This window comes from Paracoccus versutus (assembly GCF_000763885.1).
Classification (GTDB): Bacteria; Pseudomonadota; Alphaproteobacteria; order Rhodobacterales; family Rhodobacteraceae; genus Paracoccus; species Paracoccus versutus.
The window spans coordinates 1-16,803 of sequence record NZ_JRKO01000027.1 but is presented as its reverse complement, the minus strand read 5'-3'; the positions used below and the strand labels follow the sequence as shown (position 1 = coordinate 16,803).

Genomic DNA, 16,803 nt, shown 5'->3' with positions numbered 1-16,803 from the left:
GCATCCGATGAAAATACTCGTGCCGGTCAAACGCGTGATCGACTACAACGTGAAGGCCCGTGTTCGGGCGGATGGTTCGGGCGTTGATCTTGCGAATGTGAAGATGAGCATGAACCCGTTCGACGAGATCGCGGTCGAGGAGGCGATCCGGCTGAAGGAGAAGGGCGCGGCCAGCGAGGTCATCGCGGTCAGCATTGGCGTCAAGCAGGCGGCCGAGACGCTGCGCACGGCCCTGGCGATGGGCGCGGACCGGGCGATCCTGGTGGTCGCGGCCGATGACGTACACCAGGACATCGAGCCGCTGGCCGTGGCGAAGATCCTCAAGGCGGTGATCGACGAGGAGCAGCCGAAGCTGGTCATCGCCGGCAAGCAGGCGATCGACAACGACATGAACGCGACCGGCCAGATGCTGGCGGCGCTGCTGGGCTGGGGCCAGGCGGCCTTCGCCTCGAAGATCGAGATCGAGGGCGAGGCGGCGAAAGTCACCCGCGAGGTCGACGGGGGGTTGCAGACCATCGAGGTCAGGCTGCCGGCGATCGTGACGGCGGATTTGCGCCTGAACGAGCCGCGCTATGCGAGCCTTCCGAACATCATGAAGGCGAAGAAGAAGCCGCTGGAGGAGAAGACGGCCGCCGATTACGGCGTCGATACCGCCCCGCGGCTGGAGATCGTGACCACCCGCGAGCCCGAGGGCCGCAAGGCCGGGATCAAGGTCGGCTCGGTCGACGAACTGGTGGGGAAACTGAAAGAAGCGGGGGTGCTCTGATGGCCGTTCTTCTGTTGGGTGAAGTCACCAATGGCGAGCTGAACCGCGACGCCACGGCGAAATCCGTCAATGCGGTCAAGATCTTGGGCGATGTGACGCTGCTCTGCGCCGGCGCCCATGCGAAGGACGCCGCCGCCCAGGCCGCGACCATCGCCGGCGTCGCCAAGGTGCTGGTCGCCGAGGACGCGCGCTACGGCCACCGCCTGGCCGAGCCGACCGCGGCGCTGATCGTGTCGCTGGCGGGGGATTACAGCCACATCGCCGCGCCCTCGACCACGGATGCCAAGAACGTGATGCCGCGGGTTGCGGCGCTTCTGGACGTGATGGTGATCCCGGACGTCTCGAAGGTGGTCGATGCCGAGACCTTCGAGCGCCCGGTCTATGCCGGCAACGCCATCCAGACGGTCAAGTCGCGCGACGGCAAGAAGGTGCTGACGGTGCGCGTGGCCAGTTTCGACGCGGCGGGTGACGGCGGCGCGGCTGCGGTCTCGGACGCCACGCTGGCCGAGGACCCCGGCCTGTCGCAATGGCTGGGCGACGAGGTTGCGGCCAGCGACCGCCCCGAGCTGACCTCTGCGGGCCGTGTGGTCTCGGGCGGCCGCGGCGTCGGCTCCAAGGAGGATTTCGCGATCATCGAGGCGCTTGCCGACAAGCTCGGCGCCGCCGTCGGCGCCTCGCGCGCCGCGGTCGACAGCGGCTATGCCCCGAATGACTGGCAGGTCGGCCAGACCGGCAAGGTGGTCGCCCCCGAGCTCTACGTGGCGGTGGGCATCTCCGGCGCCATCCAGCACCTGGCCGGCATGAAGGACTCGAAAGTGATCGTGGCGATCAACAAGGACGAGGAGGCCCCGATCTTCCAGATCGCCGATTACGGCCTCGTCGGAGACCTGTTCACAACCGTCCCCGAACTCACCGAAAAGCTCTGACCGCTTCTTCGTTGCTCAAATACCCAATGGCGCCCCCGCCCGTCCGGGGGCACCCGATCCGGCCCCAAGCCAGCGGAGTTTCCCAGCCATGCCCACACCCACCCGCGAGTCGATGGACTACGACGTTGTGATCGTCGGCGGTGGACCGTCTGGCCTGTCTGCGGCGATCCGGCTGAAGCAGGTCGACCCGGATCTGCAGGTGGTAGTGCTGGAGAAGGGCTCCGAGATCGGGGCGCATATCCTGTCGGGCGCGGTGCTGGACCCCTCGGGGCTGGACCGGCTGATCCCCGACTGGCGCGAAAAGGGCGCGCCGGTCACGACCGAGGTGGTGGACGACAATTTCTTCATCCTCGGGCCGGCGGGCCAGGTGCGGGTGCCGAACTGGCCGATGCCGCCCCTGATGAACAACCACGGCAATTACATCGTCTCGATGGGCAATGTCTGCCGCTGGCTGGCCGAACAGGCCGAGGAACTGGGCGTCGAGATATTCCCCGGCATGGCCGCCAGCCAGATCGTCTGGGAGGGCGACCGCGTCAAGGGCGTCGTCGCCGGCGAGATGGGGCTGGAAGCCGACGGCACGCCCGGCCCGATGTATGAGCCCGGCATGGAGCTTCACGGCAAATACGTCTTCATCGCCGAGGGCGTGCGCGGGTCGCTGGCCAAGGAGATCATCGCGAAGCTGGACCTGTCCAGGGGCCACGAGCCGCAGAAATTCGGCCTCGGCATGAAGGAGATCTGGGAGGTCGCGCCCGAGAAGTTCCACAAGGGCCGCGTGGTGCATACGATGGGCTGGCCGCTTGGCAAGAACGCGGGCGGCGGCAGCTTCATCTATCACCTTGAGAACAACCAGGTCCTGGTCGGCTTCGTGGTGCATCTGAACTATGCCAACCCCTATCTGTATCCCTATATGGAGTTCCAGCGCTTCAAGCATCACCCGATGGTCGCGGAACTGCTGGAAGGAGGCAAGCGCGTGGCCTACGGCGCCCGCGCGATCAGCGAAGGCGGCTGGCAGTCGATCCCGGAACTGTCCTTCGACGGCGGCGTGCTTCTGGGCTGCTCGGCGGGTCTGGTGAACGTGCCGCGGATCAAGGGCAATCACAATGCGATGCTCTCGGGGATCGCGGCGGCCGAGGCGGCGGCCGAGGCCATCGCCGCGGGTCGCGAGGGCGACCGGCTGGAAGCCTATGACGCGGCGGTGCGGACCGGCGCGATCGCGAAGGACCTGAAGCGGGTCAGGAACGTCAAGCCGATCTGGTCGAAGCTTGGCCTCTATCCCAGCCTGATGCTTGGCGGGTTCGACATGTGGGTGGCGAACCTGACCGGCTGGAACCCGCTGGGGACCTGGAAGCACGGCAAGACGGATGCGCAGGCGACCGGCAAGGCGGCGGATTTCCAGCCGATCGACTATCCCCGCCCGGACGGCAAGCTGTCCTTCGACCGGCTGACCAACGTGGCGTTCTCCTTCACCAACCACGAGGAATCGCAACCCTGCCACCTGAAGCTGCGCGATGCCTCGGTTCCCATCGCGGTGAACCTGCCGGTCTATGCCGAACCCGCGCAGCGCTATTGCCCGGCGGGGGTCTACGAGGTGCTGGAAGGGCCGGAGGGGCCGAAGTTCCAGATCAACTTCCAGAACTGCGTCCACTGCAAGACCTGCGACATCAAGGACCCCAGCCAGAACATCGACTGGACAACCCCGCAGGGCGGAGACGGGCCGAATTACCCGAATATGTGAGGAACTCAATGATAGAGGCTTTTGTCTGGCAACGACGTGTCGGTTTCGGCGACTGTGATCCGGCATTGATCGCCTATACTGGAAGGATCGCCGATTTCGCGCTGGAGGCCCTCGATGCCTTCTGGGACGATCTGCTGGATGGACGAGGATGGTATCACATGAACGTACACCAAGGGTACGGAATGCCCTTCGTGCGGATGGAATACGAATTCGCGGCACCGATTACCGCTAAAGCACCGTTGATGTGCTATGTCACACCTGAACTGATCGGTAAGACCTCGGTCACGATGCGTGTCGAGGGTAGGCAAAGCGGCCGGACCTGTTTCAACGGACGGTTCGTTTCCGTATTCACCGAGACGGAAAGCATGCAAAAAATATCCGTTCCAGCATCAGTACGCTCGGCTTTTGAAGCACGTTTTCCGAGTTTTTCACGATAAATCAATTAACGAAAGTCCAGAGCCGGACAGTTTTCGCGAATGAAAATATCGAACGGCGTATGTTCGGTCTCGGAACCTTTTGGCTCAGCACGCTGAAAATGTCGTCCGAGCACCTCGATCGCCCGCAGAGCTTCCTGTCGGGGGTTCTGATCGATGATCGCGTCGAGGACGCCATCGCGCAGCAAGCGTCGCCGGGATGGTGTGAGTTCATGAGTGATCATCACGATTTCCTGGGCGAGGCCCATCTCCTCGATCGTCCCGGCGATGGCAACGTTCCCTGCGGAGACGTTGTAGATTCCCCGGATCCCCGGATGGTTTTTCAAGGCTGCCGCAACGACCTCGCCGGCGCGGGCGGGATCCTCGCCGCTTTCCAGCGAAAGCACGATGCGACAGTTGGGAAAGCGCTCACGCAGCACTGAGCGGAATCCCATCTCACGCTCCTCATGCCCGATGATCCGCTGCATCCCCAGAACGATGACGACATCACCCCCGCCGGGGCCGATGAAGCGTCCCATCAACTCGCCGACAACACGTCCCATCTGGCGGTTGTCCGGTCCGACATAGGCAATGCGTCCGCTGTTTGGCAGGTCTGTCACCAGGGTCACGACGGGCACGCGGCCAGAGATCAGCCGCAGCGCATCGGACAGGCGCGGGTCGTCCGGGCATGTCAGAATGATTCCGTCATAGGATTCGGCCACCTCCTCGATCTTCTTTCGGGTAGCCGGAATGTCGGTGACGTCGATGTAGTGCAGAAAACAGGTCAGACTGAGATCGGCCAGCGTGGTGCTGAGGTCGGAGAATGCGTCGCGCATCGCTTGGTAAAACGGATTGTGCGGCGACTGCATAAGCACGGCAATGCGCAAGTTTCTCAGATGGCTGCGGAAGATCTTGCGATCCAGATTCAGCCTGCTTGCCCATTCCAGAACCTTGGCTTCGGCCTTGGGGGAAACGCCGCCACGTCTGTTCACCACCCGGTCGACAGTGGAAAGGCTGACGCCCGCGGCCTCGGCGATCTTGATCAGTGTGGTTCGGTTGGTCATGGGACCACTTTGAAGGTTTCCCTTCAAAATGCAACTGTATCGATTGCTACCCATCAGATAAGTTCTACTCATCAAGTTGGAGGAGGAACGAATGGTAGAGCAATCGCCGCTTTCGGCGACGTCATCCGTGCGCCTTGGTGTCAGCCCGCTGTCTTGGGTGAACGAGGTTCTTGACGATCTCGGTAAGGACACGATGGCCGAAACCTGTCTCACGCAGGCGGCGGCCGCGGGTTACGCGGGAGTGGAACTGAGCAGGATTTTTCCGAAGGAACCCGCCGCTCTGAAGGGGCTGCTCGGTGGTCACGGGCTTGGTCTGGTATCTGGATGGCACAGCGGTTTTCTGGCCGACCGCACAGTCGAGGAAGAAATTGCAGCGGTGCGCGAGCATGCAAGCCTGCTGAAAGCATGTGGCGCGTCGATCATGGTCTATGGCGAATGCGGCCGAATGCCGGAGAACGCGCTCGACATCGGAATGTCCAACCGGCTGCGGCTTGGAGCGGACGAATGGACCGCCTATGGCGAACGGCTGACCCGCTTCGCCCAGGCACTGCATGACGAATTCGGGCTTGGCATGGCCTATCACCACCATCTGATGATGGTGGCGGAAACCCTGGACGAGGTTCGCGCGGTCATGTCGGCAACCGGGCCTGCGGTGGGGCTGCTGCTGGATACCGGACATGCCTTTGCGGCAGGCTATGATTATGCGGCGCTGATCAAGGAATTTGGCCCCCGCATCAATCACATCCATCTGAAGGATGTGCGCGAGCAGATCCTCGCGGACGTCCGCACCGGCGATCTGTCCTTCAACGATGCGGTGCGCGCCGGAATGTTCACGGTGCCGGGCGATGGTGCGGTCGATTATGGTCCGCTGGCCGGCTTCCTGTCGGAAGGCACATATTCCGGCTGGCTCGTGGTCGAGGCCGAGCAGGATCCGCAAAAGGCTCCGCCGGCCGAGACGGTCGCGCGCGCATATCGCTTCGTCACCGAAAACATCCTGAAACCCGCCTTGGCGAGGGCATGAGGACATTATGACCCGCAAGACATTGAATATCGGCCTGATCGGATCGGGCTTCATGGGACAGGCCCATGCCGACGCCTTTCGGCGCGCGGCCCTGCTCTATCGCGACCTTCCGGCAGTGCCGGTGCTGCACACGCTGGCCGATGCCACGCAGGAGCTGGCGGATGCGGCGGCGGCGCGCTTCGGCTTCGCGAAGGCGACGGCCGACTGGCGCGCGATGATCGCCGATCCCGAAATCGACGTGGTGGATATCACCACGCCGAACGCCATGCATGTCGAGATGGCGATGGCAGCCATCGATGCGGGCAAGCATGTCTATTGTGAAAAGCCGCTGACGGTGAAGCTCGAAGACGCGAAGGCTCTGGTCGAGGCGGCGGAAAAGCGCGGCGTCAAGACCATGGTGGCCTTCAACAACATCAAGACTCCGGCAGCTTTGCTGGCGAAGAAGCTGATCGAGCGCGGCGACATTGGCACGCCGACCCGGTTCCGCGGCTGGTTCGATCAGGGCTTCTTCAACGACCCGGATATGCCCTGGAGCTGGCGTTGCTCGCGCGATCAGGCGGGCTCAGGCTCGCTTGGCGACCTGGGTTCGCATGTCATCAGCGTGGCACAGTTCCTGATGGGCGACGTCGAAAGCGTCGCGGGGCAGGAACAGACCTTTTTCGCCACGCGCCCGGCGCCGGGCGGTGGCTCGGGCTATGGGGCCAGCGTGGATGCAAGCGGTCGGCGGCTCGATGTCGAGAACGAGGACCAGTTCCAGGCGCTGGTGCGTTTTGCCAACGGTGCGGGTGGAACGATTGAATCCTCGCGCATCGCGGCGGGCAAGATCTTCGGCGTCTATTGGGAGGTTTCGGGAACAGAGGGCACCATCGTCATGGACGGTGAGCGGTTCAACGAACTCAAGATCGCCCGCTACAGCGATGAAAAGCACGACCGCGGCTTCAAGACGCTGCTGGCCGGCAGCCAGGTCGAGCAGTTCAACGGCTTCTTCGGCTTCGATTTTGCCGGCGGCGGCCTGGGCTATTTCGATGTCAAGGTGATCGAGGTGCATGACCTCATCCAGGGCATTCTGGGGCGGGAAGGCTGCTTTCCCGATTTTCGCTTCGGCTACGACAACCAGCGGATCATCGCGGCAATGGATCGTTCCGCCGCCGAGGATCGTCGCATCACTATCGGAGACATGGCATGACAGGCATCGCCATCATGGGGGCAGGACGCATGGCAAGGGTCCATGCCGCCTCGATCATCGGCGCGGATGCGCATATCGCCACGATCTACGATCCGGTCCTCGAGGCGGCAGAGGCGCTGGCCGCGTCCACCGGTGCGCGGGCAGCGCCCTCGGCGGTAGAGGCCATGGCCGATCCCGCAGTGGACGCGATCATGATCGCGACCTCCTCGGACACTCATGTCGAGTTGCTCTACGAGGCGGTAAAGACCGGCAAGCCGGTCCTGTGCGAAAAGCCGTTGGCCTCCAGCTATGACGCCAGCCGCGAATTCGTCGCGACCGTGGGCGAAGCAGCGGCGCGCAAGGTCTTTCTCGGCTTCAACCGTCGCTTCGATCGGGGCCATGCTTCGGTGCGCGAAGGAGTTCATGCCGGCCGCATCGGCCGACTGGAGCAACTGACCATCACCAGCCGTGACCCCTTTCCGCCGCCGCTGGAATATGTGCCGCGCTCGGGCGGACTGTTTCGTGACATGATGATCCACGATTTCGACATGGCGCGGTCCATCGTAGGCAAGGACATGGTCTCGGTCACGGCGCACGGATCGTCCATCGTGGATCCCGAGATCGGCAAGCTGGGCGATGTCGATACGGCCAGCGTCACCATGCTGGCCGAAGACGGCACCATCGTCACCATCCTGAACTCGCGCCGCTGCGCCTTTGGCTTCGACCAGCGTATCGAAGCCTTTGGGGCGGAAGGAATGCTGGTCTCGAACAATCCGCGCCAGTCCGGCTTCACGACCTACACCAAGGATGCGCCCGGTACCGCGGCGCCGATTCTCGAATTCTTCCTCGAACGCTACGGCCCGTCCTATACTGCCGAGATCCGCCTGTTTCTCGACTGCGCACGCGAGGGCCGCGATATGCCGGTCAACGCCATCGACGGGCTGATGGCCGCCTATCTGGCCGAAGCGGCGACCGCCTCGCTGAAGCAGGGGAAGACCATCCATCTTACCGGCCCCGATCAGGAGTTCTGACATGTCGGATCTGAATACCCGCCACAAGGATACCGCGGCCGTCGTAACCGGTGGAGCACAGGGCGTCGGCCTTGCCATCGCACGGCAATTGGTGGCCGAAGGCTGCCGCAAGGTGATGCTGGCCGGCCGCGATGCGGAGAAGGGTGCAAGGGCGGTGGCCGAACTGGCCGCGCTCGGCGCGGATGCCGTCTTCACCGCGGTCGATCTTCAGGACACGCAGGCCTGCCTGGATCTGATTGACGCGGCAGTCGGGCGTTTCGGCACCGTGACGGTACTCGTCAATGCGGCGGCACTCGGCGCACGTGGCACCCTGACCGATACCTCGGTCGAACTCTGGGACCAGATGTTCGACACGAACGCCCGCGCGCCCTTCTTCCTGATGCAGGGCTTCGTCAGGCATCGGCAGGTGCAGGGCGGCGGCGGCTCGATCGTCAACATTCTGTCGCAATGCGCTCATTGCGGGCAGTCTTATCTCGCCCCCTATTCGGCCTCGAAAGGCGCCTTGGCGGCGCTGACCAAAAACGTCGCCAATGCCTATCGCTTCGACCGGATCCGCTGCAACGCGATCCTGCCGGGCTGGATGGATACGCCGGGCGAGGACATCACCCAACGCAAGTATCACGGCGCGACCGACGGCTGGCTGGAGCGAGCGGAGGCCGCCCAGCCTATGGGTCAACTGTGCAAGCCGCATCAGCTTGCAGGACTCGCGAGCTATCTGCTCAGCCCGGATGCCGGCGTCATGACCGGCGCCCTGATCGACTACGACCAGAACATCGCGGGTTCCTATCCGGAATAGATCCGCATGTGACGCCCTTCGGGGCACCTCAAGACAGGGAGGAGAACCTTATGAGGAAAGTGCTTCTTGCGGCAACTGCGGTAACGGCTCTGGCCGCGGCCGCGCATGCCGAACGTTATGTCCTGATCACGCATACCCAGGGCACCGATCCGTTCTGGCCCGTGGTCGAGCGTGGAGCGCGTGACGCGGCGACGGCGGTCGGAGCCGAATTCGATCATCTTTTCGCACCGTCGGGCGATATGGCCGACATGGCGCGCCTGATCGAATCGGCCACGGCAAGCCAGCCGGACGGGCTGATCGTTTCGCTGCCGGACGCGGCGGCGCTTGGTCCTGCGATCAAAGCGGCCTCCGAAAGCGGCATTCCCGTCATCACGATCAATTCCGGACTCGAGCATTATCAGGAGGTCGGCGCACTCATGCATGTCGGACAGCCTGAGCGCCTTGCCGGAGAGGCGGCTGGCCAGAGGGCAAAGACGGAGGGCGCGAACAAGGCGCTGTGTCTCAATCACGAGGCGTTCAACACGCCGATGGTGGAACGCTGCGAGGGCTATTTCGAGGCGATCGGGCAGACGCTGAACATGATCGACGTTTCGAACGATGTCGCCCAGATCAAGACGCGCACCGCGGCCGCACTTCAGGCCGATCCCGAGATCGACGCGCTGCTCGCCGTCGGTCCGCACGTCTGCGAAGCCGCGGCCGACGCGGTGCGCGAAGTCGGTGCGGAAGTGCATCTGTCCTGCTTCGACCTGACACCGGGCGTGATCAACCTGATCAAGGAGGGCCGTGCAGCCTACACGATCGACCAGCAGCAGTATCTGCAGGGATACATGCCGGTGACGTTGCTGCATGTCTACAACACCAACGCCCAGATGCTGCCGGGATCGAACATTCCTTCCGGACCCGGTTTCGTCGATGCGTCCAACGCCGAGGCTGTCGAGGCCCTGGCGGGCGAAACGCGCTGAGCGCGGCAAGGCGGGGCAACGCTCTGGCGCTGCCCCTGCCAATCGAAGGAAGGAGAGCAATCCATGACACAGACACAAGCCGCCGCCGGCAGACGCGAAACCGACCGGCTGAACAAGGGTGGGACACTGCGTCGCCTGTCCAGACGGCCCGAGATCGGCGCTTTCGCGGTGATGGTCCTGGTCGTCGCGGCGATCGCGATCGCAAGCGGGGGCACGGCATTCAATCCGCTTGGCCTCAAGAACAATATGGCGGTCATCGCCCAGTTCGGCATCATCGCGACGGCCGCCTGCCTTCTGATGATCGCCGGCGAGTTCGATCTTTCCATCGGCTCGATGATCGGCTTCGCCGGCATGTCGATGACGATGATGCTCAAATGGGGGCTTCCGTTCGGCCTGGGCGAGGCGACGCCCTTCACGGCCTTCGCGCTGACGTTGGTCATGACTCTCGGCATCGGCTGGCTGATCGGGACGATCGTCGTCAGGTCGGGCCTGTCCAGTTTCATCGTTACCCTCGCGTTCCTGTTCTTTCTGCGGGGCGTTACCGAAGTCGCCTTTCGCGTCATAAACAATTCGACGCAGATCTCGGGCCTGCCCGACTACAAGCAGACAAGCTGGTTCGCCGATCTGTTTGGGGGGCAGACTTTCGGCTGGTTCTATGACGCCTGGTTCTGGCTGGGCGGCAACATCAATCGCGCCGGCGCACAATGGGTCACTGGCTTCGACGCACGCGTGATGTGGTGGATCGTCATCGCGCTTGCCGCATGGTTCGTGCTGGCGCGCACCCAGGCAGGCAACTGGATCTTCGCGACCGGCGACAATCGTGAAAGCGCCCGCGCCAATGGCGTGCCGGTCAACAAGGTACGGATCGCTCTGTTCATGTTCACCGCCTTCGCCGCCACGATCTTCGCCGCCTGCCAGGTTTTCGAAACCAATACCGCCGATGCCTCCAAGGGCAATCTCAAGGAACTCGAGGCGATCGCCATCGCCGTGGTGGGAGGCACGCTGATGACCGGCGGCTTCGGCTCTGTGCTGGGCGTGGTCTTCGGTGCCATTACCTTCGGGTTGGTCGCGAATGCCGTCTTCTTCATTCCGGCCATCGACGGCAGCTATTATCGGGTCTTTGTCGGCGCGGTTCTGCTTCTGGCCGTATTCCTCAACGAGAACCTGCGCAAGCGCATCACCGGAGGGCTTTGAAATGAGGACTCCCGTCATTCGCACCGAACGGTTGATCAAGCGTTTCGGTCCCTTTACCGCCCTCAACGGCATCGATCTGGAAGTCTACGCAGGCGAAGTCCACGCGCTTCTCGGAGATAATGGCGCCGGGAAATCCACGCTGATCCGTCTCCTGTCCGGTGTTCATCAGCCGACCGAGGGGCAGATCTACGTGGACGGCGAGCCTGTCAGCTTCCGCTCGCCGCGCGATGCCAGTAAGGCGGGTATCGGCACGGTCTATCAGGATCTGGCGCTGAACCCGTTGATGAGCGTGACCCGCAACTTCTTCATGGGCCGCGAGCTCTACACCGGCCCCAGGCCTTTCGGGGCCTTGCGCATGGCAGAGATGGATCGGATCACGCATGACGAGATGATCAAGATCGGCATCGATGTTTCCGACCCGCAGCAGGCCGTCGGCACCATGTCCGGCGGTCAGCGACAGACCCTCGCCATCGCCCGCGCCATCTATTTCGGCGCCAAGGTGCTGATCCTGGATGAGCCGACCTCGGCGCTTGGCCAGAAACAGCAGATGGAAGTGCTGAAGACGATGATGCGGGTGCGCGCACGAGGCGACATCGCCATCATCTTCATCACTCATAACGAAGTTCATTCAAAACTGGTCGCGGACCGTTTCACCTTTCTGGCCCTGGGCGAGGTGATCGGGAAGGGCAGCCGGGATGAACTCGCGGGTGAAGATATCCGCCATCTGATGGCAGGGGGCGTCGAGATGCGCGATCTCGAAAAGGAACTGGCTGACATTCAGGCGATGTAAGCGGAATGCGGCTGTTGGTCCGAGAGCGCCTCGGCCGCTGCCTGCAGCAGGAAGAAGTGGGAAACCGGCCAACGCGGTGTCCGGATCCTGCTTCGAGGGGATTTGAAATGAGCAAGACTCTAGACTTAATCACTATTGGCCGTGCCAGCGTTGACCTATACGGCCAGCAGGTTGGCGGTCGTTTGGAGGACATGGGTTCGTTTGCGAAGTATATCGGCGGGTCTCCGACCAACATCGCCTGCGGAACGGCGCGGCTGGGGCTGCGCGCGGCGGTGATCACGCGGGTCGGCGACGAGCATATGGGCCGGTTCATCCGCGAGCAGCTTTCGCGCGAAGGCGTCGACACCCGCGGGGTCGCGACCGATCCCGAGCGGCTGACGGCGCTGGTGCTGCTGGGCATCCGCGACGAGGACAGCTTCCCGCTGATCTTCTATCGCGAGAACTGCGCGGACATGGCGCTGAGCGTGGATGATATCGACGAGGGGTTCATCGCCGAGGCGCGTTCGGTGCTGGCGACCGGCACGCATCTGTCGCATCCGCGGACCGAGGAGGCGGTGCTGAAGGCGCTGAACCTCGCCCGCAGGCACGGCGCGAAGACGGCGCTGGACATCGACTATCGGCCGAACCTCTGGGGCCTGGCCGGGCATGGCGCGGGCGAGAGCCGCTTCGTCGAAAGCGCCGCGGTGACGGCGAAGCTGCAATCGACACTGCATCTCTTCGACCTGATCGTCGGCACCGAGGAGGAATTCCACATCGCCGGCGGCTCGACCGACACCATCGCGGCGCTGCGCGCGGTCCGCGCGGTCAGCACCGCCACGCTGGTTTGCAAGCGTGGCGCAGCGGGCGCGGTGGCCTTCGAGGGCGCGATCCCGGACAGCCTCGACGAAGGCCAGGCCGGCCCCGGCTTCCCGATCGAGGTGTTCAACGTGCTGGGGGCGGGCGACGGCTTCTTCTCGGGGCTGATGAAGGGCTGGCTCGACGGCGAGCCCTGGCCGCGCACGCTGGAATACGCCAATGCCTGCGGCGCCTTCGCGGTCTCGCGCCACGGCTGCACGCCGGCCTATCCGTCGCTGGCGGAACTGGAATTCTTCCTCAGGCGCGGCGTGCTGCGGCCGGACCTGCGCAACGATGCCGAGCTTGAGCAGATCCATTGGGCCACCAACCGCCAGGGCCGGATGGGCGGCGACTGGTCCACCATGCGGGTCTTCGCCTTCGACCATCGTGTCCAGTTGGAAGAAATGCCGGGCTACACGCCGGAAAAGGGCGGCGCGTTCAAGGAATTGTGCCTGCAGGCGGCGCTGCAGGTCGCCGATGGCCGGCCGGGCTACGGGATCCTCTGCGACGACCGCATCGGGCGGCGGGCGCTGCATGCCGCCTCGGGGACGGGGCTGTGGATCGGTCGGCCCTGCGAATGGCCGGGCTCGCGGCCGCTGGAGCTGGAGCCGGAACTGGGCCCGGATTGCGGCGCGCTGTCCGAATGGGCGCGCGAGAACGTGGTCAAGCTGCTGTGCTTCTGCCATCCCGATGATGACGCGGAAACCCGCGCCGCGCAGGAGGCCACGGTCAAGCGCCTGTTCACGGCCGCGCGCCGCAACGGGCTGGAATTCCTGCTGGAGGTGATCCCCTCGAAGGTCGGTCCGGTCGATGACGACACGACCGCGACCCTGATCGGGCAGTTCTATGCCGCCGGGATCTTTCCCGACTGGTGGAAGCTGGAGCCGATGCAGTCTGCCGCCGCCTGGCGGAACGCCATCGCCGCGATCGAGGCGCATGACCGCCACACGCGCGGCATCGTGGTGCTGGGGCTGGACGCGCCCGAGGCGGAGCTTGCCGCCAGTTTCCGCGTCGCGGCGGGGTTCGATCTGGTCAGGGGCTTCGCGGTCGGGCGCACGATCTTCGGCGCGGTGGCGCGGGACTGGCTGGCGGGCGAGGTGTCGGACGAGGAGGCCGTGGCGCGGATGGCAGAACGCTTCGCGCGGCTCTGCGGCATCTGGGACGAGGCGCGCCGGGCGGCGGCGGCGGCGGCATGAGCGGCGGGGCGGGATTGCGTCCCGCGACGGCAGGGGGGCCAGCCCCCCATCCCTTGCGGGATTCCCCCCGGGATATTTGGACCAAGATGAAAGAGGGCGGCCGCGGGGCGGCAGTGTGGAGGAAGGTGCGATGAGCGGGACGGTGCGGTTGACGGCGGCGCAGGCGATGGTGCGCTGGCTGTCGGTGCAGATGACCGAGGAGGGCGAGCGCTTCGTCGAGGGCGTCTGGGCGATCTTCGGCCATGGCAATGTGGCGGGACTGGGCGAGGCGCTGCACGGGATCGGCGATGCGCTGCCAACCTGGCGCGGCCAGAACGAGCAGACCATGGCCCATGCCGCCATCGCCTATGCCAAGGGCAAGGCGCGGCGGCGCTGCCAGGCGGTGACCAGCTCGATCGGGCCGGGGGCCACGAACATGGTCACGGCGGCCGCGCTGGCGCATGTCAACCGCCTGCCGGTGCTGCTGATCCCCGGCGATGTCTTCGCCAGCCGCCGGCCCGATCCGGTGCTGCAGCAGATCGAGGATTTCGACGACGGAACCGTCAGCGCCAATGACTGCTTCCGCCCGGTCAGCCGCTATTTCGACCGCATCCAGCGGCCCGAGCAATTGCTGACCGCGCTGCCCCGCGCGCTGCGGGTGATGACCGATCCGGCCGAATGCGGGCCGGTCACGCTGGCCTTCTGCCAGGACGTGCAGGCCGAGGCCTGGGACTGGCCGGAAAGCTTCTTCGCGCCGAAGACCTGGCGGATCCGCCGGCCCGAGCCGGATGCCTCCGACCTGGCCCATGTGGCCGGGCTGATCCGCGCGGCCAGCGCGCCGGTGATCGTCTGCGGCGGCGGGGTGGTCTATTCCGGCGCCGAAGGCGCGCTGGGGGATTTCGCGGCCCGCCACGGCATCCCGGTGATCGAGACCCAGGCCGGCAAGTCGGCGCTGGCCCAGGCGCATGTGATGAACTTCGGTGCGGCGGGGGTGGACGGCTCGGCCGCGGCGAATGCCCTGGCCCGGCAGGCCGACCTGGTGATCGGCATTGGCACCCGGTTCCAGGATTTCACCACCGGATCCTGGGCGCTGTTCGCCAATCCGGCCCGCAAGCTGGTCTCGATCAACGTCCAGCCCTATGACGCCGACAAGCATGGTGCGGTAGGTCTGGTTGCGGATGCGCGGGTGGCGCTGGAGAAGCTGGGCGCGCTGCTGGAGGGGTATCGCGCCGCCCATGCCGACGCGCAGGCCCGCGCCGCATGGCTGGCGGCGGTCGATGCCCATTGCGCGCGGCCCACCGACACCAACGCCCTGCCGAGCGACGCGCAGGTGATCGGCGCCGTGCAGCGCGCGGCCCCCGAGGCGATCGCCATGTGCGCGGCAGGCACCATGCCCGGCGCGCTGAAACTGCTGTGGCAGCCGGCGCAGGGCGGCTATCACATGGAATACGGCTATAGCTGCATGGGCTATGAGGTGGCGGGGGCGATGGGGCTGAAGCTGGCGCGGCCCGATCGCGAGGTGATCTGCTTCGTGGGCGACGGCAGCTACATGATGGCCAACAGCGAGCTGGCCACGGCGGTGATGCGCCGCGTGCCCTTCACCGTGGTGCTGACCGACAATCGCGGCTATGGCTGCATCAACCGCCTGCAGCAGGGCTGCGGGGGCGAGCAGTTCAACAACCTCTATGCCCATTGCAACGTCGAGGCGCAGCCCGAGATCGACTTCGTGGCCCATGCCGCCTCGATGGGCGCCCATGCGGTCAAGGCCCAGGGCATCGCCGATCTGGAAGCCCGGATCGCCGAGGCGCGCAGCCGCGACATCCCCACCGTGATCGTCATCGACACCAGTGCCGAGCCCGGCCCCGGCGACGGCCTCGAGGGCGCCGGGCACTGGTGGGACGTCGCCGTGCCCGAAAGCGGCGAGAGCGGGAAACTGAAACGGGCTTACGCGCGCTATCTGGAAGCGGCAGCGAAGCAGAACCTTGTGAACTGAGAGCCACGCCATGATCCTTTACGGCACCAATCCCATCGCCTGGTCCAATGACGACGACCAGAGCATCGGCGCGCATCTGAGCCTTGACGACTGCCTGTCCGACTGCCGGCGCATCGGCTTCGACGGCATCGAGAAGGGCCACAAGATGCCCGGCGACGGCGCCGCGCTGAAGGCCGTGCTGGGCGGCTATGGGCTGCGCTTCATCGGCGGCTGGCATTCGACCGCCATCCTGGCGCCGGGCCGGGGCCTGGACGAGGAAAAGGCGGCGCTGGACCGGCATATCGCCATGACCAGGGCCGCGGGCGGCGACCTGGCGATCATCTGCGAATGTTCGAACACGGTGCATGGCGACGACGCCGTGGCGGTCAGTGACCGGCCGGTGCTGGACGATGCGGGCTGGGAGAGGTTCATGGCCGGGATCAATGCGCTGGCGGATCACGCGGCCGCGCAGGGCATGCGCTTCTGCTATCACCACCACATGGGCAGCGTGGTCGAGAGCGGGCCGGACATCGACCGCTTCATGGCGGCGGCGGGGCCGAACGTGCGGCTGCTGCTGGATACCGGCCATTGCACCTTCGGCGGCGCCGATCCGGCCGCGGTGGCGGCGAGATACATGGACCGCATCGGCCATATCCATTGCAAGAATATCCGCCGCCCGGTGATGGAGCAGGTCCGGGCCGAGGGGCTGAGCTTCCTGGAGGGCGTGCGGCGCGGGGCCTTCACCGTGCCCGGCGATCCCGAGGGCTGCGTGGATTTCGCGCCGGTGCTGGAGGCGGCGGCGGATCACGGCTATCGCGGCTGGCTGGTGATCGAGGCCGAGCAGGACAGCCTGCTGCGCGATCCGTTCCGCTACCAGGACATGGGGCTACGGGCGCTGAAAGCCCTGGCGCGGCAGGCTGTCCTGCTCGGCCTCGATCACCAGCCAGCCGCGATAGCCG

The 16,803-nt window shown here is 65.1% G+C and carries 15 protein-coding genes; 14 read left to right on the top strand and 1 reads right to left on the bottom strand.

The features are described 5' to 3' along the window. Nucleotides 1-7 precede the first annotated feature (7 nt). The 4 genes from IT40_RS13385 (at nucleotide 8) to IT40_RS28650 (ending at nucleotide 3,864) form a co-directional block, all read left to right on the top strand. Nucleotides 8-766 (top strand): electron transfer flavoprotein subunit beta/FixA family protein, encoded by a 759-nt coding sequence (locus IT40_RS13385; RefSeq protein WP_036755930.1) that lies wholly within the window; start codon nucleotides 8-10, stop codon nucleotides 764-766. Beyond that, entirely contained in the window at nucleotides 766-1,692 is a 927-nt protein-coding gene (locus tag IT40_RS13380; protein WP_036755927.1) for an electron transfer flavoprotein subunit alpha/FixB family protein, read from the top strand. The genes IT40_RS13385 and IT40_RS13380 overlap by 1 nt, the downstream gene beginning before the upstream one ends. Before the next feature lie 88 nt (nucleotides 1,693-1,780). After that, complete coding sequence (locus tag IT40_RS13375; RefSeq protein WP_036755924.1) at nucleotides 1,781-3,427, top strand: electron transfer flavoprotein-ubiquinone oxidoreductase; 1,647 nt, start codon at nucleotides 1,781-1,783, stop codon at nucleotides 3,425-3,427. A gap of 8 nt (nucleotides 3,428-3,435) precedes the next feature. After that, on the top strand, nucleotides 3,436-3,864 hold the full coding sequence (locus tag IT40_RS28650) for an acyl-CoA thioesterase (protein ID WP_116171192.1): 429 nt from the start codon (nucleotides 3,436-3,438) through the stop codon (nucleotides 3,862-3,864). Between the two features lie 5 nt (nucleotides 3,865-3,869). On the opposite strand, the gene IT40_RS13370 is transcribed toward IT40_RS28650, so the two are convergent. Continuing rightward, complete coding sequence (locus IT40_RS13370; protein WP_036755922.1) at nucleotides 3,870-4,904, bottom strand: LacI family DNA-binding transcriptional regulator; 1,035 nt, start codon at nucleotides 4,902-4,904, stop codon at nucleotides 3,870-3,872. A gap of 91 nt (nucleotides 4,905-4,995) precedes the next feature. On the opposite strand from IT40_RS13370, the gene iolE (IT40_RS13365) reads away from it, so the two are divergent. The 10 genes from iolE (IT40_RS13365) to iolE (IT40_RS13320) form a co-directional block, all read left to right on the top strand. After that, complete coding sequence (iolE, locus tag IT40_RS13365; protein WP_036755919.1) at nucleotides 4,996-5,925, top strand: myo-inosose-2 dehydratase; 930 nt, start codon at nucleotides 4,996-4,998, stop codon at nucleotides 5,923-5,925. Between the two features lie 7 nt (nucleotides 5,926-5,932). Continuing rightward, on the top strand, nucleotides 5,933-7,111 hold the full coding sequence (locus IT40_RS13360; protein WP_036755916.1) for a Gfo/Idh/MocA family protein: 1,179 nt from the start codon (nucleotides 5,933-5,935) through the stop codon (nucleotides 7,109-7,111). After that, the gene (gene iolG, locus IT40_RS13355) at nucleotides 7,108-8,121 is read left to right on the top strand and encodes an inositol 2-dehydrogenase (protein WP_036755913.1); all 1,014 of its coding nucleotides are present in this window, start codon (nucleotides 7,108-7,110) and stop codon (nucleotides 8,119-8,121) included. Before IT40_RS13360 ends, iolG begins: the two co-directional genes overlap by 4 nt. Nucleotide 8,122: 1 nt before the next feature. After that, on the top strand, nucleotides 8,123-8,917 hold the full coding sequence (locus IT40_RS13350) for an SDR family oxidoreductase (protein WP_036755910.1): 795 nt from the start codon (nucleotides 8,123-8,125) through the stop codon (nucleotides 8,915-8,917). A gap of 50 nt (nucleotides 8,918-8,967) precedes the next feature. Further along, nucleotides 8,968-9,879 (top strand): sugar ABC transporter substrate-binding protein, encoded by a 912-nt coding sequence (locus tag IT40_RS13345; protein ID WP_024845702.1) that lies wholly within the window; start codon nucleotides 8,968-8,970, stop codon nucleotides 9,877-9,879. A 63-nt stretch (nucleotides 9,880-9,942) separates the two neighbouring features. Next, nucleotides 9,943-11,073 carry an ABC transporter permease gene (locus tag IT40_RS13340; protein WP_036755907.1) on the top strand — a complete coding sequence of 377 codons (1,131 nt, stop codon included), beginning with the start codon at nucleotides 9,943-9,945 and terminating at the stop codon, nucleotides 11,071-11,073. A 1-nt stretch (nucleotide 11,074) separates the two neighbouring features. Continuing rightward, complete coding sequence (locus IT40_RS13335) at nucleotides 11,075-11,863, top strand: ATP-binding cassette domain-containing protein (RefSeq protein WP_036755904.1); 789 nt, start codon at nucleotides 11,075-11,077, stop codon at nucleotides 11,861-11,863. 107 nt (nucleotides 11,864-11,970) lie between these two features. Continuing rightward, nucleotides 11,971-13,893, top strand: coding sequence for a bifunctional 5-dehydro-2-deoxygluconokinase/5-dehydro-2-deoxyphosphogluconate aldolase (locus IT40_RS13330; RefSeq protein WP_036755902.1), 1,923 nt, complete (start codon nucleotides 11,971-11,973; stop codon nucleotides 13,891-13,893). Between the two features lie 130 nt (nucleotides 13,894-14,023). Next, nucleotides 14,024-15,865, top strand: coding sequence for a 3D-(3,5/4)-trihydroxycyclohexane-1,2-dione acylhydrolase (decyclizing) (iolD, locus tag IT40_RS13325; RefSeq protein ID WP_036756071.1), 1,842 nt, complete (start codon nucleotides 14,024-14,026; stop codon nucleotides 15,863-15,865). A gap of 10 nt (nucleotides 15,866-15,875) precedes the next feature. Next, a partial coding sequence (gene iolE / locus IT40_RS13320; protein ID WP_157034075.1) for a myo-inosose-2 dehydratase occupies nucleotides 15,876-16,803 on the top strand: 928 nt, incomplete at its 3' end.

Bases quoted from the DNA above. Each gene is read 5' to 3' on its own strand.
- IT40_RS13380 (WP_036755927.1), top strand. From the start codon at position 766: ATGGCCGTTCTTCTGTTGGGTGAAGTCACCAATGGCGAGCTGAACCGC.
- iolE (WP_036755919.1), top strand. From the start codon at position 4,996: ATGGTAGAGCAATCGCCGCTTTCGGCGACGTCATCCGTGCGCCTTGGT.
- iolD (WP_036756071.1), top strand. From the start codon at position 14,024: ATGAGCGGGACGGTGCGGTTGACGGCGGCGCAGGCGATGGTGCGCTGG.
- IT40_RS13360 (WP_036755916.1), top strand. From the start codon at position 5,933: ATGACCCGCAAGACATTGAATATCGGCCTGATCGGATCGGGCTTCATG.
- IT40_RS13345 (WP_024845702.1), top strand. From the start codon at position 8,968: ATGAGGAAAGTGCTTCTTGCGGCAACTGCGGTAACGGCTCTGGCCGCG.
- IT40_RS13335 (WP_036755904.1), top strand. From the start codon at position 11,075: ATGAGGACTCCCGTCATTCGCACCGAACGGTTGATCAAGCGTTTCGGT.
- IT40_RS13375 (WP_036755924.1), top strand. From the start codon at position 1,781: ATGCCCACACCCACCCGCGAGTCGATGGACTACGACGTTGTGATCGTC.
- IT40_RS13350 (WP_036755910.1), top strand. From the start codon at position 8,123: ATGTCGGATCTGAATACCCGCCACAAGGATACCGCGGCCGTCGTAACC.
- iolG (WP_036755913.1), top strand. From the start codon at position 7,108: ATGACAGGCATCGCCATCATGGGGGCAGGACGCATGGCAAGGGTCCAT.
- IT40_RS13385 (WP_036755930.1), top strand. From the start codon at position 8: ATGAAAATACTCGTGCCGGTCAAACGCGTGATCGACTACAACGTGAAG.
- IT40_RS28650 (WP_116171192.1), top strand. From the start codon at position 3,436: ATGATAGAGGCTTTTGTCTGGCAACGACGTGTCGGTTTCGGCGACTGT.
- IT40_RS13330 (WP_036755902.1), top strand. From the start codon at position 11,971: ATGAGCAAGACTCTAGACTTAATCACTATTGGCCGTGCCAGCGTTGAC.
- IT40_RS13370 (WP_036755922.1), bottom strand. From the start codon at position 4,904: ATGACCAACCGAACCACACTGATCAAGATCGCCGAGGCCGCGGGCGTC.
- IT40_RS13340 (WP_036755907.1), top strand. From the start codon at position 9,943: ATGACACAGACACAAGCCGCCGCCGGCAGACGCGAAACCGACCGGCTG.